We start from the raw sequence: 22442 nt of genomic DNA on the forward strand, positions 1-22442 counted from the left end.
CCCCACCTCCCCCGCTCCCTCGACTGTTGTCCTACCTACCCTTCAGGACGGGACAATGTTCACCCTCTTCACAACATCCGGGCCTTCCTGTACTTCCAAGGTGTTGCACGTTGATCCGCCCCTGTTCCCCCACAGAGGACCATGACTGCTCCCACTGTCCTCATCTCGGATGATGAGCCCCTTGTCGTGTCCGCACTCGCCCGGGAGGCCAAGCGCTCCGGCCTCGTCTGCGTGTCCGACACCACCTCCGAACATGTGCTGGAGCTGGCCCGCAAGCACCGGCCCGCGGTCATCATCCTGGACATCAACCAGCACCAGGACGGCCGGGACCTCCTCGCCCAGCTGAAGAAGGACCCCACCACCCGCGACTGCAAGGTCATCATGCTCAGCGGCGTGGAGGACCAGTTCACCCGCCACGTGTGCTTCGAGCTGGGCGCGGACGACTACGAAGTGAAGCCGTGCGACCCCACCTTCATGGCCCGCATCGCCCGGATGGCCGCCGCCGCCGTGCGCCCGCCCGCTTCCCCCGAAGCCGCCTGACTCACGAGGGCCGCAGCGACCGGATGGCCTGCGCGTAGTCCTTCGCGCCAAACACGTAGCTGCCCGCCACCAGCACCGTCGCCCCCGCGTCCACCACGCGCTTCGCCGTCTGGGCGTTGATGCCGCCGTCCACCTCGATGTCCACGTCCTTCAGCCCGCGCGCGTCCAACATCGCGCGCAGCCGGCGGACCTTGTCCACCGTGGACTCGATGAACGACTGCCCCCCGAACCCCGGGTTCACGCTCATCAACAGCACCATGTCCACGTCCCCCAGCACCTCCTCGATCGCCGACAGCGGCGTGCCCGGGTTCAACACCACCGCCGGCTTCGACCCCGCGTTGCGGATGGCCTGCAACGTGCGGTGAAGGTGGGGGCTCGCCTCCTGGTGCACCGTCAGCACGTCCGCCCCCGCCTTCGCGAAGGCCTCCACGTACTTCTCCGGCTCCACGATCATCAGGTGCACGTCCAGCGGCTTCGTCGCCACCCGCTTGATGGCCTCCACGATGACCGGCCCCAACGTGATGTTGGGCACAAACCTGCCATCCATGACATCCACGTGAATCCAATCCGCGCCGGCGGCCTCGATGGCGCGGACCTCCTCACCCAGGCGGCTGAAATCAGAGGAGAGCAGCGACGGAGAGATGCGGACGGGGCGGGTCATGGCGGCGCTTCATAACCGCTTCCGCCGGCCCCGGGTACCTCCGCCCGGCAGGACAGAGGGCTGGCGGACACAGGTGGACCTGTCAGGTGGGGGGGCCGGGCGGCTGACTCGGCCCGCGTGCTACAACTTCGTGCGCCCGCGGCCATCCGCCGCATCCCACGGAGCCCGCCCCGGTGCTTCCCCAGTCCGTGCCCGCCGCCCCCAACCTGTCCCGCCGGCTCGCCAAACTGACGTCCATCCTGGATGTCGCCAAGGCGATGAGCGCCGAGCGCGACCTGGACCTGCTGCTGCCCCTCATCCTCTATGAGGCCACCAAGGTCGTGGAGTCGGACCGGTGCTCGCTCTTCATCCTCGACCGCGAGCGCGATGAGTTGTGGAGCAAGGTGGCCCAGGGCTCCAAGAACGAGATCCGCCTCCCCTCTGGCAGTGGAATCGCCGGCCAGGTCGCCCAGACGGGCGCCGTCATCAACATCCCCGACGCCTACGCCGACCCCCGCTTCAACAGCTCCTTCGACGTCTCCAGCGGCTACCGCACCCACACCATCCTCTGCGTCCCCATGCGCGACGCCAACGGGGACGTGACGGGCGTCATCCAGGCCCTCAACAAGCGCGGCGGGCGCGTGTTCGACGCCGAGGACGAGGAGCTGCTGCTCGCCCTGGGCGCCCAGGCCGCCGGCGCGATTGAGAACGCCCTCCTCCACGAGGAGATCAACCGCCTCTTCGAGGGCTTCGTCTCCGCGTCCGTCGTCGCCATCGAAGCGCGCGACCCGACCACCGCCGGCCACTCCGGCCGCGTCGCGGACCTCACCGTGTCCCTGGCCCAGGCGCTGGAGCACCACACCACCGGCCGCTATGCCCAGACGCGCTTCACCGCCGTGGAGCTCCAGGAGCTGCGGTACGCGTCACTCCTGCATGACTTCGGCAAGGTGGGCGTGCGCGAGAACGTGCTCGTCAAGGCGGAGAAGCTCTACCCCCATGAGCTGGACGCGCTGCGCGCCCGCTTCCAGCTGGCCCGCAAGGACCTGCAGCTGCAGAGCTCCCGGCGCCGGCTGTCCGCCGTGGAGGTGCGCGGCCTGGCCGAGCTGCCCGCCATCCACCAGGAGGAGGACGCGCGGCTGGCCCAGGAGCTGGCCCAGCTGGATGAGGTGATGGGGTTCCTGCTCACCTGCAACAAGCCGACGGTGCTGGCCCAGGGCAACTTCGAGCGGCTTCTGGAATTGGGCAAGCTCACGTTCACCGACGCGCACGACCAGGGGCAGACGCTGCTGTTGCCCCAGGAGATCCAATCCCTCTCCATCACGCGCGGCACCCTCTCCCCGGAGGAGCGCCGTGAAATCGAGAGCCACGTCGAGCACACGTACCGCTTCCTGTCCCAGATTCCGTGGACGCGCGCGCTGCGCCGCGTGCCGGAGATTGCGTACGCGCACCACGAGAAGCTGGATGGCACGGGCTACCCTCGCGCCGTCCCGGAGATTCCGGTGCAGTCCCGCATGATGTCCATCTGCGACATCTACGACGCGCTCACCGCGAGCGACCGGCCCTACAAGAAGGCCGTGCCGCACACGCTCGCGCTGGACATCCTCAAGAAGGAGGCGGGGTCCGGACAGCTGGACAAGGACCTCTTCACCATCTTCGTCGAGGCGGAGATTCCCCGCCGGGCCCTCAAGAAGAGCCCGGCGTAGGGCACGGCATCAGGCGCTGATGGTGTGCAGCCGCAGGCTGTTGATCTTGCCCGGCTGACCCACCGGCGCGCCGAACACCACCACGATGCGGTCGCCCCTGCGCGCGAGCCCACGCGACACCAGCTCCTCCTCCACGCGGCGGAGCATGGTCTCCGTCTCCTGGATGGGCTCCAGCACGCGCGGCACCACGCCCCAGAGCAGCGACAGGCGGCGGCGCACTTCCTGGTTCGGGCTGAACGCCACAATCGGCACCGTGGGCCGGTAGTGCGCCAGCAGGCGCGCCGTCACGCCCGACAGGGTGAAGGCCGCGATGAGCGAAGCGCCGCTGGCCTTGGCCGCTTCACACGCCACGCGCGCGATGACGTCCGGGAAGTGCAGCGGCAGGCCCAGCGGGGCTTCAATCACACGCGGCTGCAGCTGCGAGCGCGAGGAGGACTCGGCCGCCAGGATGATGCGCTCCATCATCTGCACGGAGTCCACGGGGAACTTGCCGCTCGCCGTCTCACCCGAGAGCATCAGCGCGTCCGCGCCGTCGTAGACGGCGTTGGCCACGTCGCTGGCCTCCGCGCGCGTGGGGCGCGGGTTGTCGATCATCGAGTTGAGCATCTGCGTGGCCACGATGACGGGCAGGCCGCGCAGGTTGGAGCGCCGGATGATGTCCTTCTGGACGGCCGGCACCTCTTCGGGGGGAATCTCCACGCCCAGGTCGCCGCGGGCCACCATCACGCCGTCCGTCTTGTCGAGGATGGCGTCCAGGCGCGCGATGGCCTCCGGCTTCTCCAGCTTGGAGATGATGGGCACCGTGCGGCCCACCTCCGCCATGGCCTGGCGCGCGGAGTCCAGGTCGGAGGGCTGACGCACGAAGGACAGCGCGATGTAGTCCACGCCCGCCTTGAGGCCGAAGATGAGGTCCTCGCGGTCCTTGGGCGTCAGCGCGTCCGCGCGCACCGCCACGCCGGGCAGGTTGATGCCCTTGTTGTTCTTCAGGATGCCGCCGTGCACCACTTCCGTTTTGATCAGCTGCTTCTTGTCCGTCTCCACGACGCGCAGCTCCAGGAGGCCGTCATCCAGGAGGATGCGGTCGCCCGGGTTCACGTCCGCCGCCAGGTGCGGGTACGTGGTGGACACGATTTCGTCCGTGCCCTTCACCGTCTCGTCGGTGGTGATGTGGAAGGTGCCGCCGTGCTTCAGCTCCGTGCTGCCGGTGATGAAGCGGCCGGTGCGGATCTTGGGACCCTGCAGGTCGCCCAGGATGCCCACCGCCTTGCGCACCTTCAGCGAGGCCGCGCGCAGCATGTCGATGTTCGCCTGATGCTGCTCGTGGCTGCCGTGGGAGAAGTTGAGCCGGGCCACGTCCATGCCGGCCTCCAGCAGCGCTTCCAACATCTCCGGGGTCTGACTGGCAGGGCCGAGGGTGCAGACAATCTTTGCTCGTCGCATATGAGGCCGAACATCCGGCTCCAGCGCGTTTCGGTCAAGGAGTCACGGAGCGCGACCGAGCAGGTAAACCAGTAAACGTCCAGGCCGCTCGGCGTGCGCTCAACCGCGCAGCAGCGTGCCCAGGTTCTCGCGCTCCCAACGCAGCGCGGCGGCGTAGTGCGGGTACGTGCGCTCGCGCTCGCGGAAGGCGCGCGGGTGGTGCACGCGGCGCCCGGTGCGATTGCTGCTGGGGAACAGCTGGTGGAGCATCTCGTGGAAGACGATGAACTCCACGAAGAAGGCCGGCACGTCCGGCTTGTCCAGCGCGGGGTGGATGCGGATCTCACGCGTCTGGTGGTCGTAGACGCCCAGGCGGATGGACTTGCGGCGGCGGCGCGGGGGCATGCGGCCCCAGCCGATGCGGGCCTGGATGGCGTTGTCGAAGTAGAGCTCGTTGACGCCGTTGTAGAGCGCCCGCAGGTCGAAGCAGCGGCCCAGCGGATTCAGCTCCGCGTCGGATTCCCGGCGCAGCTGGCGGATGAGCGGCTGCTGGCCCCGGATGTACTCGTCCAGGAGGGCGCCCGCGCCGCGGTGCCCGCGCCCCGCGTAGTCCGCCACCGCGCGCACGATGACCTCCGGCGCGTCCAGGAACATGTGGTGCAGCCGCAGCTGGAGCACCTGCGAGCCTCGGCGGAAGGACACCATGGTGGAGCGGTTGTCCGTCACGGCCAGGCGCACCGGCATGCCCAGGTTCGCGCTCAGCCGCCACGCGAGCGACTCCGCGCGCGTCCACAGCTCCTCACGCGACGCGGTGAGGACGCGAGGGGCTTCCTCCGCGACGCGGTTGCGCGGCGGCAGGGGCGCCTCTCCCTCCGGCGCGCGCTGCGCGGGAGTGGCGGCGCGTTCCGCGGACGAGCCGCGCGGGAACAGGGACATCTGGCGGAAGGCTTCTGGCGTCACGCGGGGGGCATCGTACCCGGCACTTCCCGAACCTCAAGGCCAGGGGCTGGATGCCCGTCCGCCTGTCGACCGGGCCCACACGCAGCGCGTGGCACCCCGGGTTGAATCCGTCCCATGGGCCCTGTCCTTCAGGGCAGGCCGCCCGGTTCGCCATGGCGCGACTTGAGCAGCCGCTCCAGCCGCTCCGGCTCCATGCGCACCACGAACGTCTTCTCCCGGGCATACGTCACCTGCCCGGGGGCGGCGCCCTTCAGCTTGCGCACGAACTTCACCGGCAGGTAGCTCACCTCGCCGCGCGGCTCGCCCTTGGCCCCGGAGTGGTGCAGCGCCAGGTGCGCCGCGTCCAGGAGCACCTCCTGCGCCACCTCCGCGTTCTTCTCCAGCGGCACCACCACGTGGCTGCCCGGCAGGCCGCGCGCGTGCAGCCACAGGTGCCAGGGACGGGCGAGCTTGAAGGTGAGCTGGTCGTTGTCCTCCGAGCCGCGCCCCACCCAGATGCGCGCGCCGCCGTGGCCCACGTACTCCTTGAAGGGCAGCCCCCCCTTGGGGCCCTCTTCGCCCTGGGACACCTGGAGCACGTCCACCTGCGCGAGCAGCGCGGCGTCATCCATGGCTTCAATCTGCGTGAGCGCCGTCCGCGCGTGGGCCACCTCGCGCGCGAGCTCCGCCTCGCGGTGGCGGGCCTGCTCCACGCCGCGCAGGAGGCGCCGGTACTGGTGGAAGTGCCAGTCCGCCTCCTCCTTGGGGGTGCGCTTCGGGTCCAGCTTCACCTGGACCTCCTCCACGCCCGCCTCCGTATAGGAGGTGAGCGTCACCTGCGACGCGCCGCGCTTGAGCCGGTGCAGGTTCTGCGCGAGCAGCTCGCCCACCTCGCGGTGCTTCTCCGCCTCCGGGCCTCGCCCGGCCTCCGCGCGCACCTTCTCCAGCGTGCGGGAGGAGCGCTTCAGCCGCGCCCGGTACGGCTGCGCGAGCCGGCGGCGGATGGCGTCCGCACGGCTGGTGCGGTCCTTCTGTCCGAGCACCCGCTCGGCGGCCTGCAGCCTGGGCAGGGCGTCTTCTTCCTTCGGCTCCAGGCGCGAGGGCTGGGCGCGTCCCTTCGCCAGCGCCTCCGCGGACACGGGCTCCGGCGGCGACCACTGCGCTCCGGGATAGAGGTTGCGCCTGGGACCGAAGCCCTCACCGGAGAGCATGAGCACGCGGTGGTTGTCGCTGAGGAGGAGCAGCCCTCCCGGTGCGCCCACTTCCAGGACGAGGCGGCGGCGCACGTCCTCGCGCTCGAACTCCAGGACGATGGCGCGGCTCTCCTCCAGGTAGCGCGCGGCCTGAAGCTTGAAGCCGGTGAGCTCCTGGCGCAGCCAGCGCTGGAAGGGGGCGGGCTCGCCCGGCGTGGGGAAGCGGTCCTCGGCGACGGACAGGCGCGACAGCTCGCCTTCGGCGCAGAGGCACAGCACGACCGATCTGCCGGGGACGCGCAGCTCCAGGTAGGCCAGGCGGGGCAGCGGGCACCACGCCTTCTGGGCCACCGCGCCCACCAGCCGGGCCGCGGCCTCCGCGACGACCTCACCAAACTCCACCGGACGCAGCGACATGGCCCCTCCCGGGCAGGCTTGAGAGGACGTAACCCCTGGCCCGCAAAAGAAAAACGGCCCGGCGGGTTTCGCCGAGCCGTTCACCGGACGTCAACCGACGTCCGAAATGACGCCGCTACTTCAGGCTTCCGGGGTGACCGGGGTCGCGGGGGTCGCAGCCTTCCGGCGGGAAGCGGTCTTCTTCTTCGCGGCCTTCTTGGCGACCGGCTTCTTCGCGGCGGCCTTCTTGGCCGTACCGCGCTTGGCGGCAGGGGCCTTGCGGGCGGTCTTCTTCGTCGCGGTCTTCTTCGTCGCGGCCTTCTTCGCGGTCTTCTTCTTCGCGGCCATCGGAATCCTCCGTTCAGTGTTGAGGCCCGCGAGGACGCGAGCCCTGCACCCACTTCGAACTGAACGTGAGTGCTTGAAATGAATGGTACGGGCGACATGCCAGTGTGTCAACGCATGGTGATGTATTGCAGTGCGCGGCGAGGCCGATTTTTGGCCTCCGGGCGCTTCGAACCGTTCGTGGCGGTCATTTCGGGGCTCCGGCGCGTCGCGTGCGGGGCCGAATTTCCGGCTCCGGACGCATTTCGAAGGTCCGCGCTACAGGTCTGGATGTCGGCTGGCGTGCATCCGGCGCGCGCGCATCGCGTCGCTTCCCGTCGTGGAGGCGGCGGCCTACGGTGCGCGCCCGCATGAGCTCCGCCGCGCTGACCTTCCCCGAGTCCTTCACCTTCGGCGTCGCCACGTCCGCGTACCAGGTGGAGGGCGGCATCGAGAACGACTGGGCGCAGTGGGAGCGGCAGGGGAAGTTGAAGGAGCCCCATGCCAGGTGCGGCCTCGCGGTGGACCACTGGCGCCGCTACGAAGAGGACTTCGCCCTGGCGAGGGCGGTGGGGGCGACGGCGTTCCGGCTGTCGCTGGAGTGGGCGCGCATCGAGCCCGAGCGCGGCCGGTTCGATGGCGCGGCGCTGGAGGGCTACCGCGAGCGGCTGTTGAAGCTGCGCGCGATGGGCCTGAGGCCGGTGGTGACGCTGCATCACTTCACCCACCCCACGTGGTTCCACGCGTCCACGCCGTGGCACCTTCCGGAGAGCCTGGAGGCCTTCCGCCAGTACGTGCGCCGGTGCGCGCCCCTGCTGGAGGGGCTGGACGCGCTCGTCATCTCCTTCAACGAACCGATGGTCCTCTTGTTGGGTGGCTACCTCCAGGGCCTGATGCCGCCGGGCATCACGGACGGGGCGAAGACGATGGCCGCGCTCGGGAACCTGGTGCGCGCGCACGTCATCGCGCGGGAGGAGCTGGGCCAGCACCTGGGCCGGGTGGAGCTGGGCATCTCCCAGAACATGCTCGCGTTCGCGCCGGACCGCTGGTGGCATCCCCTGGACCGCTCGCTGGTGCGGCTGGCGGCCCCCGCCTACAACCACGCGTTCCACGAGGCGCTGTCCTCCGGCCACCTGCGCGTGTTCATGCCGGGCGTCGCGTCCACGGACGTGCGCATCGAGGGGGCGCGCGACTCGGTGGAGTTCGTGGGCGTCAACTACTACACGCGCGCGCACCTGCGCTTCATGCCGCGCCCGCCCTTCATCGACTTCAAGTACCGCGACCCGGACTCACGCGGGCTCACCGACATCGGGTGGGAGCAGCGGCCCGAGGGCTTCCTCCAGCTGCTTCAGGAGGTGAAGCGCTACGGCAAGCCGGTGTGGGTGACGGAGAACGGCATCGACGACCGCAAGGGGACGGTGCGGCCGGAGTACCTCCACGCGCACCTGAAGCAGGTGCTGGCCGCGCGCGCGGCGGGCGTGGACGTGCGGGGCTACCTCTATTGGAGCCTGCTGGACAACTTCGAGTGGCTGGAGGGCTGGGGACCGCGCTTCGGCCTCTACCACGTCGACTTCGACACGCTGGAGCGCCGCCCCACCCCGGCCTGCGACTACTTCCGGCAGGTCGCCACCGGGCGGGTGTTGCTTCCTCCCAGCACTCAGCCCAGCGCCGCGCGGTAGTCCACCTCCGGCTCCTCTAGAGGTGCCGTGGGGTCCGTGTCCGCGCCCGCGAAGAAGCGGCGCACGCTGTCCTCCACCGCCTGGGGTGAGTCCAGCCCGTTCACCTCCGAGCGGAAGTGCGCCGCGCCCTTGAGGCCATGGGCGTACCAGGCCAGGTGCCGGCGGAAGGAGCGCACCGCCCCCAGCGCGTCGCCGACGAACTCCGCGTGGGCCCGGGCGTGCTCCAGCACCAGCTCGCAGCGCTCCTCGGGGGTGGCGGGCGGGCCGCCCGAAAGCTCGCGGAAGAGCCACGGGTTGCCCAGGGCGCCCCGGCCAATCATCACGAAGTCGCAGCCGGTGCTGTCCAGCATGCGGTGGGCGTCCGCCACCGTCTTCACGTCCCCGTTGCCCATGATGGGCAGCTCCGGGAAGTGGCGCTTGAGGTCCGCGATGTGGGCCCAGTTCGCCTGCCCCGAGTAGCCCTGCTCCCGCGTGCGCGGGTGCAGCGCGAGCCCCGCGCAGCCCGCCTCCTGAAGCGCCTCCGCCACCTGGAGGTAGTTGAGCGTGCGCGCGTCCCAGCCCGAGCGGATTTTACAGGTGACGGGCAGGCCGGTGGCCTCCCGGATGGCGCGGACGATGGCGGCGGCGCGGGGCACGTCGCACAACAGGCCGCTGCCGGCGCCGTTGCGCACCACCTTCTTCACCGGGCAGCCCATGTTGATGTCGATGACCTGCGCGCCCGCGGCCTTGCCCACCTGCGCGGCCTGGGCCATGGCCTCCGGTTCGCCGCCGAAAATCTGCAGCGAGTAGGGCTTCTCCACGTGCGGGTCGTAGCGCAGGTACTTGAGGGTGCGCTGGTTCTGGCGCATCAGCCCCTGGGCGCTCACCAGCTCCGTGGGGCAGAGGGCCGCGCCCAGCCGGAAGGCGATGACGCGGAACGGGCGCTCGCTCACGCCGGCCATGGGCGCGAGGATGTAGGGGTTGGGGAGCGTGTAGGGACCCAGCTTCAGCATGCGTAAAAGACACCCTATACCCGTAAGGGAAACAGAAGTGCGCGGGGCATGAGAACGGCCCTGCGCGGGGGGGACCCAACGATTAAGGTCCCCCTCCATGTTCCGTTTCAGGCTCGGGAGCGTCCCCGTCCACATCCACACGAGTCACCTGCTCTTCTCCGCGGTGTTCGCCTACCAGTCCCTGCCTGTGCCGGGGCGGCACTCGGGTGCCGGGTGGCTGGGGGACCAGCTGGCCGACCGCGCGGCGCCCGGGCACATGGGCGCGGTGGCGGCCTACGTGCTGGCGTGGATGTTCATCATCTTCGTGTCCGTGCTCGTCCATGAGATGGGGCACGCGGTGGCCTTCCGCTTCTTCGGCTACCGCCCCAGCGTGGACCTGGTGTTCATGGGCGGCGTCACCCGGCCCAACACGGACGCGCCCCTGCCCTGGCACAAGGACGTGGTGAGCAGCTTCGCGGGGCCGCTGGCGGGGCTGACGCTGGGCGTCCTGTGCTGGGCGGTGCTGATGCAGGTGCGGGGCCGCTCGGAAGTCGCCGACTTCTTCCTGGGCAACTTCTTCTTCGCCAACATGGTGTGGGCGGTGCTGAACCTGCTGCCGGTGCCTCCCCTGGATGGCGGGCACATCAGCACGGCGCTGGCGACGCGGATGTTCGGGCGGCGGGGCTTCATCGTGTCGCACGTGCTGGCGCTGGGGCTGTGCGTGGGCGTGGTGCTGCTCAGCATCAAGAGCGGGGCCCTGTTCATGGGCATCCTCTTCGCCATGTTCGGCTACCAGGCCTTCCGCGTGCTGGCGGACGTGATGCGCGCGCGCAGCGAGGCGAAGGAGGAGGAGGGGCCCAACGCCCAGGGTCTGCGCGAGGCGCAGCAGGCCCTGCGCGAGGACCGGCTGGACGACGCGTGGCGGCTGGGCAACCGGGTGCTGGAGACGGAGGGGCTGTCCGCGGGGCTCATCAGCCGGACCCATTACCTGCTGGGCTGGGTGGCGCTGAAGCAGGGCCACGGGCGGCCCGCGCTGGACCACTTCTCCCAGGTGCAGGGCCAGCCGGTGGAGATGCACGCGGTGGCGGCGGCGTTCTCCCTGGTGGGCGACGACGCCCGCGCGGTGGGCTACTGGAAGCAGGCGTGGGGTGAGTCGCAGGACCGCACCGTGATGCACGAGTACGCGGGCGCGCTCATCCGGCTGGGCCAGGTGAACGAGGCCCTGCGGCTGCCCGGCGTGGACCCGGCGTCCGCGTTCCGGTGCGCGGAGCGGGCGCTGTTCATCCGGGGCGCCTATTCGGAGGCCGCGGCGGTGGGCGAGGCGGCCCTGAAGCACGCCCCGGACCCGGGCATCGCGTACGACGCGGCGTGCGCCTTCGCTCGCGCGGGCAATGTGACGGACTCGGTGCGGCTGCTCCAGCGGGCGGAGGAGCTGGGCTTCCAGGACGCGGCCTATGCCGCCTCCGACGAGGACCTGGCGCACCTGCACGGCCACCCCGCCTTCGAGGCGTGGCTGGCGCGGCTGCGGCCGGCGGCGTCCACCTGATAGAAGTCCGGGCCCGACCCGTGAGCCCTTCGTCCCCTCCCGTGAAACCGTCCGCCGCGCCCGTGCGTACCGGGGACATGCCGGCATCATCAGGAGTTTCCGGCGACTCGGACGAGGGGCTGATGGAGCGGTTCTGCCAGGGAGACGCGCAGGCGTTCGACGCGCTCTTCCAGCGGTATGCGCGCCCCGTGCAGGGCTACCTGGCGCGCCTCACCGGCAGCCCCGCCACCGCCGAGGACCTGGCGCAGCTCACCTTCCTGTCCCTGGTGCGCGCGCGCGGCCGCTATCAGGCCGGCGCCCGCGTCCGTCCGTGGCTGTACGCCATCGCCACCAACGCCGCGCGGGACCATGCGCGCCGCCACCGCCGGCCGGAGGACCTCACGCCGGAGGGCGAATTGCCCCTCACCGCCGTGGCGGACACGCCGGAGCCGCGCGACGCGGGCCTGGAGCGCGCGGTGCAGCGCGCCCTGGCGCAGCTTCCCGAAGGCCAGCGGCTGCCCATCCTCATGCACCGCTTCGAGGGCATGGGCTTCGCTGAAATCGCAGAGGCCCTGGGCCTCACCGAGAGCGCGGTGAAGGTCCGCGCCCACCGGGGCTACGCGCGGCTGCGTGAGCTGCTCGCCCCCCTTCAAGAGGAGACGTCGCGATGACGCCCGAGTGCGAACGCGTCCTGGACTGCATGGACGGCCCGTTGCCCGCGGACCTGGCGTCGCACGCGGCCGGGTGCGCGGACTGCCGCGCGCTCCTGGAGGGCTTCCAGGTCCTGGCGCCCCCCGCCTCCGCGCCGCCCCCCGCCCCCATCAATGAAGCGAAGCTGGAGGAGACGCGGCGCCAGTCGCTGACGGAGCTGGCCGCCCAGCCCCTGCCCACGCCGTGGTGGAGGGAGGTGGCGGTGCTCCTGGCCACCTACCTGGGCGTGGGCGTGGTGGGCCTGCTCGTGGTGGGCCGGCACGGGATGCTGCTCAACTCCGCGTCGCCGTTCGCCGTGGCGCTGGTGGCGCTGCTCATCGTCGTCAGCGTGGGCGGCGGCGCCCTGGTGGCCCTGGCCCCCAGGCAGCGCACCTGGCCCCTCTCACTGGTGGCCGTGGGCGCGCTCGCCGTGGCGCTGGCGCAGGTGTTCGGGCGCTCGGGGGTGCAGGTTCGGCCGTTCCTCGCGGGCACCCTGGGGTGCATGGGCGCGGAGGTGGCGCTGTCGGTGGTGCCGCTGGCCCTGGTGCTCGTGCTGCTGTGCCGCTCCGCCTTCCAGCCCGTGCGGGCGCTGGCGGCGGGGCTGTCCTCCGCGGGGGTGAGCCTGCTGGTGCTGCACGTGCACTGTCCGGACGGCTCCGCGGGTCACCTGATGCTGGGCCACGTGCTGCCGTGGTTCGCGCTGGCGGGCGTGGCGGTGCTCGTCCGCTCACGCCTGCCGTCCCGCTCCTACGCGCCCTGAAGGGCTCTGGCGCCTTACTGGAGCCGCGACAGCGCTTCCTGGGGGAAGGCGCGCGCGTCCACCTTCGCGTGCCACTCCTTGATGCGGCCGTCCGGCCCGATGACCACGCCCACGCGGCGCGCGTTGGGGGCCGAGGCGTCATCCGCGGCCCCGTAGGCCAGCCCCACCTTGCGGTCCACGTCGCACAGGAGCGGGAAGTTGAAGCCGAACTTCTGGGAGAAGGCCTGGTTCTCCGCCGGCGTGTCGAAGCTGATGCCCAGGATGACGGTGCCCTTGGCCTCGTACTGGGTCTTGTGGTCGCGGAAGGAGCAGCCCTCCGCGGTGCATCCGGGGGTGTCCGCCTTCGGGTAGAACCAGAGCACCACGTTCTTGCCCCGGTAGTCCGACAGCCGGTGCGTCTTCCCCTCCGAGTCCTGCACGGTGAACTCCGGCGCCACGTCTCCCTGCTTGAGCATGTGCGATGCCTCCTTCATGGGGTGGAAACCGGGGGCGTCGTAGCACGCTCCCGGTGCGTGCGGCCGAGCAGCGCTCGGACGATGTGTGGAGTGGAGTGCAGCCGGACGGCGCCCGGGTGTGGACAGCTTCAAGAGGCTTGAAACCCACCGGCCACCTCCGTTTAGTAGGTGCACCAAATGAACACCTCCGACGAACCTCCGCCTGCTTCATCGCAGCGGATGGCCGCGCTCACGCTCTGGGCGCGGCAGCACCTTTCCCGTCTCATCTACTTCCTGCTGGGCGCGTCCAACCGCATCCGCCTGCCGACCCCCTCGGTGTTGCCCATCGCGGGCGCGGTGGTGGGGCTCTACAGCGGTCTGGCCGCAGGCATCTTCTCCAACCTCATTGGCGTGATGAGCGGCATCACGTTCAGCGCCGCGGAGCTGGCGGCGGCGCTGAAGCCGCAGCGGCTGCGCACGTTGATGGAGTCGCTCGCCTCCGCGCGCTGGCACCTGGAATACGCGCTGGTGGGCGTGCCGCTGGCGCTGGGCGCGCTCCTGCTGGCGCGGGTGATTGACCCGGGCGGCCCTCGTGACGAGGTGAAGCGCCGGCTGCGCCTCTTGGCCCTGCTGACGCTGGGCGCGCTGTCGCTCTACTACCCGCTCGTGGGCCTGGCGGCCGTGAACGCCGTGTTCGGCCACGCGCACAACCTGGCTTCCGCGCTGCCGCACCTGCCCTGGTGGCTCATCCTGATCGCGCCCACGGTGGGCGGCCTGGCGGTGGGGCGGCTTTTGCGTGACCGGCCGGAGACGCACGGCCACGGCCTTCCGGAGGTGGTGCGCGCGGTGAAGAGCGGCGCCAACGTGGTGCCGGCGGACCGGGGGTTGCTCAAGCTGATTGCGTCCGCCATCACCATTGGCAGCGGCGGCTCCGCGGGCCGCGAGGGCCCCATCGTCTATGGCGGCGCGGCGTTCGCGTCCAGCGTGGGGCGGGTGCTGGGCTTCAGCCGCAAGGAGCTGTCCATCCTGCTGGCGTGCGGCGCGGGCGCGGGCATCTCCGCGTCCTTCAACGCCCCCATCGCGGGCGCGGTGTTCGCGATGGAGATCATCCTGCGCGAGTTCGAGCTGCGGGTGTTCTCCCCCATCATCCTGGCGAGCGTGGCGGGCACGCTGGTGAGCCGCGGCGTGCTGGACGAAGCGCCCCTGCTCAACCGGGTGAACTACGAGCTGGTCAGCGGCTCGGAGGTGTTCGCGTACGCGGCGCTGGGCATCGGGTGCGGGCTGCTGGCGTTCGCGTTCGTGAAGCTGCTGCACGGGGTGGAGCACTTCTTCCATGGCGGCATGGGCGGGAAGCTGTCCCCGTGGCTGGGCAAGAAGCCGCTGCCGGTGCGCGCGGCGCTGGGCGGCCTGTGCACGGGCGTGCTCGTGTTCCTGAGCCCCACGGTGTGGGGCAGCGGCAACGACTACATCAACCTGGCGGCGGCCGGGCAGCTGCCCTTCTTCTTCCTGCTGACGGCGTGCGTGCTGAAGCTCGTGGCCACGGCGCTCACCATCGGCTCGGGCGGTTCAGGCGGCACGTTCTTCCCGGCGGCGCTGATTGGCGCCATGGCGGGCGGCGCGTTCGGCACGCTGGTGCACTACTTCTTCCCGCATGCCACGGGCCCCAGCGGCGCGTACGCCATCGTGGGCATGGGCGGCGCGGTGGCGGCGCTCACGCGCGGTCCGCTCACCGGCATGATGATGCTGTACGAGCTGAGCGGCAGCCACGAAATCATCCTGCCGCTGATGGTGACGTGCACCATCGCGTCCGCGGTGTGCCACTTCCTCACGGAGCGCACGGCGCCCAAGGTGCAGAGCGACGAGGACCTGCTGGCGGCCACGCACGTGCGGGCCCTGATGACGGAGGTGCCGGCGGTGTCCGCGGGCACGCCGCTGCGCGCGCTGACGGACCAGCTGCTCACGGCCGAGGCCGGCACGCTGCCGGTGCTGGACACGCAGGGCAACCTCTACGGCACGGTGCACGTCGAGCAGCTGCGCGAGGTGTGGCGCGACGAGTCCATGTACCCGCTGCTGGTGGCCAGCGACCTGGCGCGCAAGCTGCCCGCGCTGGCGCCGGACTCGGACCTGGCGCATGCGCTCCAGGTGATGGACCTGGAGGACGTGGACGCGCTGCCGGTGGCGCCCGTGCTGGGGCTGTCCCCCTGCGGGCTCATCACCCGCGCCGCCGTCCGGCGCTTCCTCTTCGCGCAGCACACGCGCGCGCACAACACGGGGAACTACCCCGTCACGCCCACGGAGGCGACGCACTGAACCCCCGGGAGGGCTGGGCCTGTCAGGAAACCCGGGGAGCGGGCATCCTTGGGCGCCATGTCCGACCCCGCCCTGTCCTCCCTGCGCGCCGAGCTGTCCTCCACGTTCCACGATGCCCGGGTGCGGCGGATGGTGGACCTGGGACGCAGGGCCCGGACGGACCCGCAGGCGCAGGCGCTGCTGGACGCGCTGGCCCGGGGGGACGCCTCCGAGCGGCGGCTGGCCCTGGCGGCCCAGTTCACGCGCCGGGATGGCGCGGCGGTGCTGAAGGCCACCGCGGACGAGTCCTTCCGCGTGCGCGCGCTGGCCTTCGAGCTGGTGTCGCTGGCCTGTGACGACGCGCAGGCGCTGGAGGCGCTGCGCATGGCGCACGGGATGCGCCGCGAGCAGACCGTCATCCACCAGCTGCGCAAGCGCAAGCGGCACGCCGTCATCGACGCGTTCCTGGACGGGCTGGCGGCGCGAGGTGAGCACGTCACCTTCGCGGACACGGTGCCCCTGGCCACCGAGGCCAGCCTGCGCCGGCACCTGGCCCGGGCGATGGAGCGCCCCAGCCAGCGGTTCTGGGCACGGCTGGCGCGGCATGCGCCCCAGGTGCTGGGCGAGGTGCTGCTGGAGCAGCTGCGCTCGGTGAAGGGCGAGCCGGACCCCGTCACGCGGCAGCACCTGGCCTGGGGCATGGGGTGGCTGGCGGAGCGGGCGCCGGACCTCGCGGAGTCGCTGCTGGCCGTGCTGCTGGAGCGGGGCATCCCGCCGGACGAATACGCCTTGCGGACGCTGGCGCGGCATCGCCCCGTGCGGCTGGTGGCGCTCGTGCGGCGGCATCCCCCCGCGTTCCTCCCGCACCTGCTGTTCGCGAAGTCCCTGGCGGCGCTGGATGCCGAAACCCTGACGTGGGCCGTCCTGCGCGACCCGACGCTGCTGGGCCGCGCGGAGGACGCGCTGAAGGAGCTGACGGAGCCGCTGCGCCAGACGCTCACCGAGGCCTGGGCCACGTCCGTGGAGCGCGCGCCCGCGTGGGGCACGCCGCTCATCGCCCGCATCGCGGACCCGGCCCTGCGCGAGAGTGTCTACTCGCGCTGGACCGTGGGGGCCCGCACCAGCGACGGCGTCATCGCTCCGGAGTACGTGCGGCACCTGCCGGTGGACCTGCGCGAGCGTGAGGCGCGCCGGCACCTGCACGAGGTGGTGCAGCTGGGCACCCGCGCCGAGAAGCGCATCGCCTATGCGCGCTTCCTGCCCTGGGATGAGGCGCTGGGCGTGCTGAAGGGCGCGCTGGGTCACCCGGACGCGGCCATGCGCGGCGAGGGACTGGGCGCCCTGCTGGCGCTGCCCGGCCTGCGCCCGGACGAGCCCGCGTGGGTGGCGCCCGCGCTGGCGGCGGTGCTGGCCCGGAAGAACGAACAGGACCCGGTGCGCGGGGTGATGCTGCAGGCGCTGGCCTCGTGGCCCCGGCGCATGTGGCGCGCCGAGCACACCGAGGCCCTGGGGCGGATGCTGCGCGACGCGCTGGACGCGGCGGACCTGTCCATGGCGACGGCGCAGTCCGCGGAGCGGCTGCTGGTGCGGGCCTTCGGCGCGGATCCCGCGTGGGGCGCGCAGTGGCTGGGCACCTTCCTCAAGGAGCGCGGGAGCATCCAGGACGGCGGGCTGGGCCACCGGTTGACGGACGACGAGGTGCGCCGGGCCGCGCCGTACCTGCTGGCGCTGGCGAAGAGCTGGGCGGAGCGTGAGCGCGGCGGTCCCCTGCTCCAGCTGGCGGCGAGCCTGGGCAAGCGCGCGGCGCTGGTGCCGGGCCTGCCGGACTGGCTCGTCTCCGTGCGCGACACGGGGCCGGACAAGCGGCTGGCGCTGGCGCTGACCCAGTGGCTGTCGCGCGAGGACCGGCCGCGCTTCGAGTCCACGCTCGCGGCCACGCTGCGCCGCTGGCGGGACCGGGGCTGGGACGAGGAGGTCGTGGCGCTGGCGCATACGGAGAAGCGCGGGCTGCCCCTGCACCGGGAGCTGGTGGAGGAGCTGGAGCGCGTGGCGCTGCGGCTGGGCAAGCCGTCCGGCAACGCGCTGTGGGTGCTGCGCTACCGCGCGGTGAAGGACTTCGACCGCATCCTCCCCGCCCTGCTCAAGAAGGACGAGAGCGCCATCGCCATCCCCGTGGTGCGCGAGTTCCTGCACCGGCGCCGGCAGGACCTGCTGGCGCCGTACCTGAACGCGCCGGTCATCACCGGCCAGTTCGCCACGGGGGCGACGCATTGGATCTTGCCGTTCGACTCGGGGTTCTTCCGGTGGACGCCGGAACAGAACGGGGCGTATGCGCGCGCGCTCGCGCGGCTGTGCGAGGACCTGGAGCGGGACACGCCCACGCTGCTGGCGGCGGTGACGCGGATGGCGGCGCTGGACTGGGCGCCCATGGACGCGCTGCTCGCGCTGGCGAACGACAAGCGGCCCGCGGTGCAGGAGCGGGCCCTGCGGGTGATGGCGCGGTGCGACCAGGGCCAGGGCGTGCCCACGCTGCTCGCGGCCCTGGAGGATTCGCGCGCGCGCATCGCCATCTACGGCCTGCGGCGCGCGTTCAACGGCATGCCCGTCACGCGGGTGCTGTCGCTGCTGGCGGAGGTGCCGCTGACCAAGGTCACGGTGGCCAAGGAGGTGGTGCGCCTGCTGGGCGAGCTGCGCTCGGACGCGGGCTATGAGCGGCTGCTGGAGCTGGACGCGAAGCCGCTGCACCGCGACGTGCGCATCGCGCTGTTGCGCGCGCTGTGGGACCACCTGGACCGCGAGCCCACGTGGGCGGTGTTCGAGCGCGCCGTCGCCGGCGAGGACGCCATCATGGCGTCGCGCGTGGGGGACATCCCCGCGGACCGGCTGACGGAGGCGCTGGACGCGCGGCTGTCCGCGCTGCTCGCGAAGGTGCTGGCGCGGCCGGAGCCGGATGCGCGCATCGACCTGCTGCGGCGCGCGATGTGGCTGTCCGTGAAGGACCGGGAGCGGGTGTTCCTCTCCGCCTGTGGCGCGCGGCTGGCCTCGCCCTATGACGACGAGGTGCGCGCGGCGATGGGGGCCCTGGTGTACCGGACCGACGAGCGCGACGTGCCGCTGTTCGAGCGGATGCTGGAGGCGGTGGCGCCGGACCGGCGCGCGCTGAGCATCGCGATGGATGCGCTGCTGCAGCCGCGGCGGCAGATGCGGCCCGTGCCCCTGCAGGCGGTGCATGGACTGGTGACGGGGGGGCTGCTCACGAAGGACCCGTGCCTGGCGACGCTGCGCGTGCGCTGCGCGGCGGTGGCCCTGGCGCCGCCTGACTTCGCGCTCCACCTGGACGCGATGGGACAGCAGGGCTGGCTGCACGCGGACGCGCTGATGGCGGCCCAGGTGGCGGTGTCGAACCTGCCGGTGGAGGCGCTGGAGGAGGTGGGCTCGCACCTGGCGCACAGCCCCAGTCCGGAGGCGCGGCGTGTGGCCCTGCACTGCCTGGTGCGCGACGCGGCGGATGGACGTGGCTGGACGGAGAACCGGCTGGAGGCGCTCGCCATGTTCCAGCGGGATGACTCACCGCTGGTGGCCGGCGCCGCGCAGTTCGTGTTCCCGCCCCGGGAGATGGTGAAGCCCCAGGAGTGACGCTCAGCTCAGCGAGCGGGCCGGAGCCCTCCACGCGGCTCCGCGCTCCGCTTCGCTCGCGTATTGCTCCAGTTGCAGCGCCCGGTGGGCCACGGTGTGCTCGGCCAGGACGCGGGCCCGGGCCCGCATGCCCAGCTGGTGCCGGTCTGCTTCCGGCATCTCACGCAGGCAGCGCAGCACGTCCTGGTCCGTGCGGGCGATCATCACCTCGTCACCCAGCGCGAAGACGTCCTCCAGGCCCGGCCACGGGTCGCAGAGGAGCGCCGCTCCACAGGCCGCGGCCTCGAACAGGTCCGTGCCTGGCGTGTGCCGCGCCTGGGAGAGGGCCAGCGTGAAGCGCTGCGCTCCGATGAAGCCAGCGTGCTCCTGGAGCGGCGGCGGCGCGTGCCTCGCCACGTTCGCGGGCCAGGCGTCATCCACCGCCGACAACGTCCCCGCGAGGACGAAGCGCCCCTCGGGCCAGCCTCTCGCGGCGCCCAGCAGCCACTGCTTCAAGAGCCCCCGCCGCTCCGGCGACAACGGCCCGGCGTGCCCCAGGTCCCAGCGCGTCCTCCCGCCTCCGGGCGCGAAGTGCTCCGCGTCCACTCCGGGCAGGAACACGCGCGCCCGGGCCACGCCCCATTCGCGCTCCAGCTGACGGGGCACCGGGCCTCCACTGGAGCAGAGATAGAGCCGGTAGCCCATGAACAGCTCCGGCGTCATGCAGCCGGGGTCCTCTCGCAGGGCGTGCCGCGCCAGCGTCCGGGGCGTGTCCCGGTCCCAGAAGACGGTGAGCCCGCCCGCCGTGTTCGTGACCCAGCGGCTCACGTCCGTGACCTGCGGCACGTCCGCGTCCACCAGCACCAGGTCCGCGCGGCGCACCTTCGAATGGAAGCGCGCGTGCAGGTCCGCCAGGTCCAGGTACGGCGTGACAGCCCGCGCCTCTTCCCGCGGGGGGCCTGAGTGCTCCAGGAAGAGGACCGCGTGTCCGCGCCGCCTCAGCGCCTGCGCGAGCTGCGTGGGAGCCGTGTCCGCCCACGACCCGGCGTTGGCCCGGCACGCGGGGCCCAGGAAGACGATGTCCATCCGCTCGGGCCTCCACGCCCCCCGCCCGGCGGAGGGAGGAAGCTCCACGCGCGGCACGCCCCAGGGCTATCGCGCCCGGCGCCGGGCGGACAAGCCAGCGGGCTTCGTGCCGCGTGAACTCCTCAACGGCGCGGCCGGCCTCCCGCCCGCGCGTGCCACGCCGGCGTCCGCGAGTGGACCGTGCCCCTGTCCCTCGGGCCAGGGGCCCGTGTCCGAGCCCCTGCTACTTCGTCGCGGGCGCGGCCTGCGTCGGGGGCGTGGTGCCCGCCGGAGCCGCCGCGGGCTTCGCGGCTGCGCCCTTGCGCAGGGGACACGCGGCGATGGCGCCCGAGACGTCGATGGCGTCCTTGCCCTCGCTCACCTTGAGCACCTTGCGGTCCTCGCCCACGACGAACGTGTAGCGCTTGGACACCGTCACCACCGGCATCTTCACGTCGTACGCGCCCACCACCTTGCCGTCCGGGTCCGGGATGAACACGAAGGGCGCCTTCAGCTCCGCCTTGAAGCGCGTCAGCGTCTCCGCGTCGTCCGTGGAGAAGGCCAGCACCTGGCCCTGCGCCTGCTCGATGTCCTTGTAGCGGTCACGGTACGCGGTCAGCTCCTTCGTGCAGCCGCTGGTGAACGCCTTGGGGAAGAAGGCCACGATGACGGGCCCCTTCTTCACCATCTCCGACAGCGTGTAGGTCGTTCCCGCGGTGTCCTTCACCGTGAAGTCCGGCGCGGTCTCACCGACCTGGGGAATCGCTGCGCTGAGCCATCCGACGACGAGCAGGGAGTTGAGCATGCCCGGGACTTAACGGGCCCCGGACACCGCGACAAGCTCCCGAGCGCCCCCGGGCGACCCCAAGCTCCTACGACGCCGCCATGCGGGCCCACACGGCGGCGGCGGCCTCGCGCGACTGCTCGGCCACCACGGAGGGGTTCACCGACAGGGGCCGGCGCGCCCAGACGCGCCACACGCCGTCCACCATCACCGCCTCCACGTGGCGGCTGCCCAGCCCGTGCACCACGTGCCACGCCAGCGTCTCCGCGGTGAGCGGCGTGGGCGACAGGTAGTCCAGCACCAGCAGGTCCGCGAGCGCGCCCTCGCGCATGGGGCCGATGGCCGCCTCGAACACCTGCGACGCCAGCCGGTGGCCGTTGGCCAGGTAGCGCAGCACGTCGATGGTCTGCCCCGCCTCGCGCGAGCGCAGGTACGCCGCCTGCGCCTCCGCGAACATGTCCGGCGACGTGCCGTCCGTGCCCAGCGACGCGCGCGCCCCGAACTTCAGCGCGGGCGCGTAGCCCACCTCCAGCCCCTGGTTGGAGCGCGGCGTGTGCAAGAGCCACGTGCCCGTGGCCAGCACCTGCGCCAGGTCCGCCCACGCCAGGTGGCCCGCGTGCGCCGCCATGGCGCGGGGCGACAGCAGGTTGCCGTTGAGCAGCCGCGTCACCGGCGGGTTGCCGTGGCGCTCGGTGGACAGCCGTTCGTCCAGCGGATCCTCCGCGAGCGGGAAGTGCAGCCCGGTGCCGGTGGTGTTGAGCGCCTCGCCCAGGCCCTGGAGCGCGTCGTCGCCCAGCGTGAAGCAGGGGCCCGCGCCCACCTGGCCCCGGAAGCGTCCCCGGGCCTTGCGCGCGAAGCTGACCGTCTCCTCCAGGCCCTCCTCCCGGCCCACCGCGCCCATGCGGTCCGTGACCGCGTAGGACAGCACGCCGCGCACGCCCACCTCATGGAGGCCGCGCGCCGAGCGCAACAGCGAGCCCGTCACCGCCTTGGGCGAGGCGTGCAAATCAAACAGGGTGGTGGTGCCGCACTGGATGGACTCCAGGCCGCCCGCCGTGGCGGCCACCTGCACCGCGTCCAGGTCCAGCGCGTTCTCGAAGGGCCAGCGCACCTGCTCCAGCAGGGCCTGGTAGGACGTGGGCGTCGGGCGGTTGAGGCCGCGCGACAGCACGGAGGCCAGCCGGTGGTGGGCGTTGACGAGCCCCGGGAACACGAGCTTGCCGGACAGCGCGACCACCTCGTCGTCGGGGCCGGGCGTCAGGTCCTCGCCCCTCGCCACGATGCGCTCACCTTCGATGCGCAGGTCCACCCGCTCCACCGACGCGGGCTCCAGTTCGATGACGAAACCACCCTTGAGGACGGTGCCCAACATCCCTCCCAGCATCCGCGTGCGGTACGCGAGGTTCGTGAAGGCGACCCCCTCCCCTTAGGGGTCACGCTTGAGGCCCGGAACGTTAGCATTCCCGGGCCGTTCTC

Annotated in this window: 18 protein-coding genes; 8 read left to right on the forward strand and 10 right to left on the reverse strand. The window is 71.9% G+C overall.

All coding sequences use genetic code 11. The features are described 5' to 3' along the window. The first annotated feature begins 141 nt into the window (after positions 1 to 141). Positions 142 to 540, forward strand: coding sequence for a response regulator (locus tag D7X96_RS13020; protein ID WP_121769853.1), 399 nt, complete (start codon positions 142 to 144; stop codon positions 538 to 540). 1 nt (position 541) lies between these two features. Here the strand turns inward: D7X96_RS13020 and rpe are convergent, their stop codons facing one another. Then, on the reverse strand, positions 542 to 1201 hold the full coding sequence (rpe, locus tag D7X96_RS13025) for a ribulose-phosphate 3-epimerase (protein WP_121725713.1): 660 nt from the start codon (positions 1199 to 1201) through the stop codon (positions 542 to 544). A 173-nt stretch (positions 1202 to 1374) separates the two neighbouring features. On the opposite strand from rpe, the gene D7X96_RS13030 reads away from it, so the two are divergent. Next, entirely contained in the window at positions 1375 to 2883 is a 1509-nt protein-coding gene (locus D7X96_RS13030) for an HD family phosphohydrolase (RefSeq protein ID WP_120550888.1), read from the forward strand. A 9-nt stretch (positions 2884 to 2892) separates the two neighbouring features. Here D7X96_RS13030 and pyk read toward each other — a convergent pair whose 3' ends face one another. From pyk to D7X96_RS13050, 4 genes are all read right to left on the reverse strand, one after another. Next, a complete protein-coding gene (gene pyk, locus D7X96_RS13035) occupies positions 2893 to 4323 on the reverse strand; it encodes a pyruvate kinase (RefSeq protein ID WP_120550887.1) in 1431 nt (476 codons plus the stop codon). Between the two features lie 99 nt (positions 4324 to 4422). Then, positions 4423 to 5238 (reverse strand): hypothetical protein, encoded by an 816-nt coding sequence (locus D7X96_RS13040; protein ID WP_121724596.1) that lies wholly within the window; start codon positions 5236 to 5238, stop codon positions 4423 to 4425. A 152-nt stretch (positions 5239 to 5390) separates the two neighbouring features. After that, positions 5391 to 6851 (reverse strand): NFACT RNA binding domain-containing protein, encoded by a 1461-nt coding sequence (locus D7X96_RS13045; RefSeq protein ID WP_121769854.1) that lies wholly within the window; start codon positions 6849 to 6851, stop codon positions 5391 to 5393. A 120-nt stretch (positions 6852 to 6971) separates the two neighbouring features. Further along, the gene (locus D7X96_RS13050) at positions 6972 to 7178 is read right to left on the reverse strand and encodes an excinuclease ABC subunit A (protein ID WP_120550885.1); all 207 of its coding nucleotides are present in this window, start codon (positions 7176 to 7178) and stop codon (positions 6972 to 6974) included. A 347-nt stretch (positions 7179 to 7525) separates the two neighbouring features. On the opposite strand from D7X96_RS13050, the gene D7X96_RS13055 reads away from it, so the two are divergent. Then, positions 7526 to 8833 (forward strand): glycoside hydrolase family 1 protein, encoded by a 1308-nt coding sequence (locus D7X96_RS13055; RefSeq protein ID WP_120550884.1) that lies wholly within the window; start codon positions 7526 to 7528, stop codon positions 8831 to 8833. Here the strand turns inward: D7X96_RS13055 and dusB are convergent. Next, entirely contained in the window at positions 8812 to 9825 is a 1014-nt protein-coding gene (dusB, locus tag D7X96_RS13060) for a tRNA dihydrouridine synthase DusB (RefSeq protein ID WP_121769855.1), read from the reverse strand. The two genes, D7X96_RS13055 and dusB, sit on opposite strands and share 22 nt — an antisense overlap. A gap of 97 nt (positions 9826 to 9922) precedes the next feature. On the opposite strand from dusB, the gene D7X96_RS13065 reads away from it, so the two are divergent. From D7X96_RS13065 to D7X96_RS13075, 3 genes are all read left to right on the forward strand, one after another. Continuing rightward, positions 9923 to 11350, forward strand: coding sequence for a site-2 protease family protein (locus tag D7X96_RS13065; RefSeq protein WP_120550882.1), 1428 nt, complete (start codon positions 9923 to 9925; stop codon positions 11348 to 11350). Positions 11351 to 11472: 122 nt separating this feature from the next. Next, positions 11473 to 12000 (forward strand): RNA polymerase sigma factor, encoded by a 528-nt coding sequence (locus D7X96_RS13070; protein WP_120550881.1) that lies wholly within the window; start codon positions 11473 to 11475, stop codon positions 11998 to 12000. After that, complete coding sequence (locus D7X96_RS13075) at positions 11997 to 12779, forward strand: DUF1109 family protein (protein ID WP_120550880.1); 783 nt, start codon at positions 11997 to 11999, stop codon at positions 12777 to 12779. The genes D7X96_RS13070 and D7X96_RS13075 overlap by 4 nt, the downstream gene beginning before the upstream one ends. A gap of 14 nt (positions 12780 to 12793) precedes the next feature. On the opposite strand, the gene D7X96_RS13080 is transcribed toward D7X96_RS13075, so the two are convergent. Further along, on the reverse strand, positions 12794 to 13234 hold the full coding sequence (locus D7X96_RS13080) for a peroxiredoxin (protein ID WP_120550879.1): 441 nt from the start codon (positions 13232 to 13234) through the stop codon (positions 12794 to 12796). A gap of 177 nt (positions 13235 to 13411) precedes the next feature. Between D7X96_RS13080 and D7X96_RS13085 the strand changes: the two genes are divergently transcribed. Together D7X96_RS13085 and D7X96_RS13090 are read left to right on the forward strand one after the other, a co-directional pair. Further along, a complete protein-coding gene (locus D7X96_RS13085) occupies positions 13412 to 15523 on the forward strand; it encodes a chloride channel protein (protein ID WP_233610069.1) in 2112 nt (703 codons plus the stop codon). A gap of 57 nt (positions 15524 to 15580) precedes the next feature. Continuing rightward, positions 15581 to 19138: a hypothetical protein gene (locus D7X96_RS13090; RefSeq protein WP_121769856.1), complete on the forward strand. Its 3558-nt coding sequence runs from the start codon at positions 15581 to 15583 to the stop codon at positions 19136 to 19138. 3 nt (positions 19139 to 19141) lie between these two features. Here the strand turns inward: D7X96_RS13090 and D7X96_RS13095 are convergent, their stop codons facing one another. The 3 genes from D7X96_RS13095 to D7X96_RS13105 form a co-directional block, all read right to left on the reverse strand. Next, a complete protein-coding gene (locus D7X96_RS13095) occupies positions 19142 to 20203 on the reverse strand; it encodes a CgeB family protein (protein ID WP_120550876.1) in 1062 nt (353 codons plus the stop codon). Positions 20204 to 20426: 223 nt separating this feature from the next. Continuing rightward, on the reverse strand, positions 20427 to 20987 hold the full coding sequence (locus tag D7X96_RS13100) for a peroxiredoxin (RefSeq protein ID WP_120550875.1): 561 nt from the start codon (positions 20985 to 20987) through the stop codon (positions 20427 to 20429). A 67-nt stretch (positions 20988 to 21054) separates the two neighbouring features. Next, positions 21055 to 22335, reverse strand: coding sequence for an amidohydrolase family protein (locus D7X96_RS13105; RefSeq protein ID WP_121769883.1), 1281 nt, complete (start codon positions 22333 to 22335; stop codon positions 21055 to 21057). Between the last annotated feature and the right edge of the window lie 107 nt (positions 22336 to 22442).

Origin of the sequence: Corallococcus interemptor (assembly GCF_003668875.1) — a bacterium.
Classification (GTDB): Bacteria; Myxococcota; Myxococcia; order Myxococcales; family Myxococcaceae; genus Corallococcus; species Corallococcus interemptor.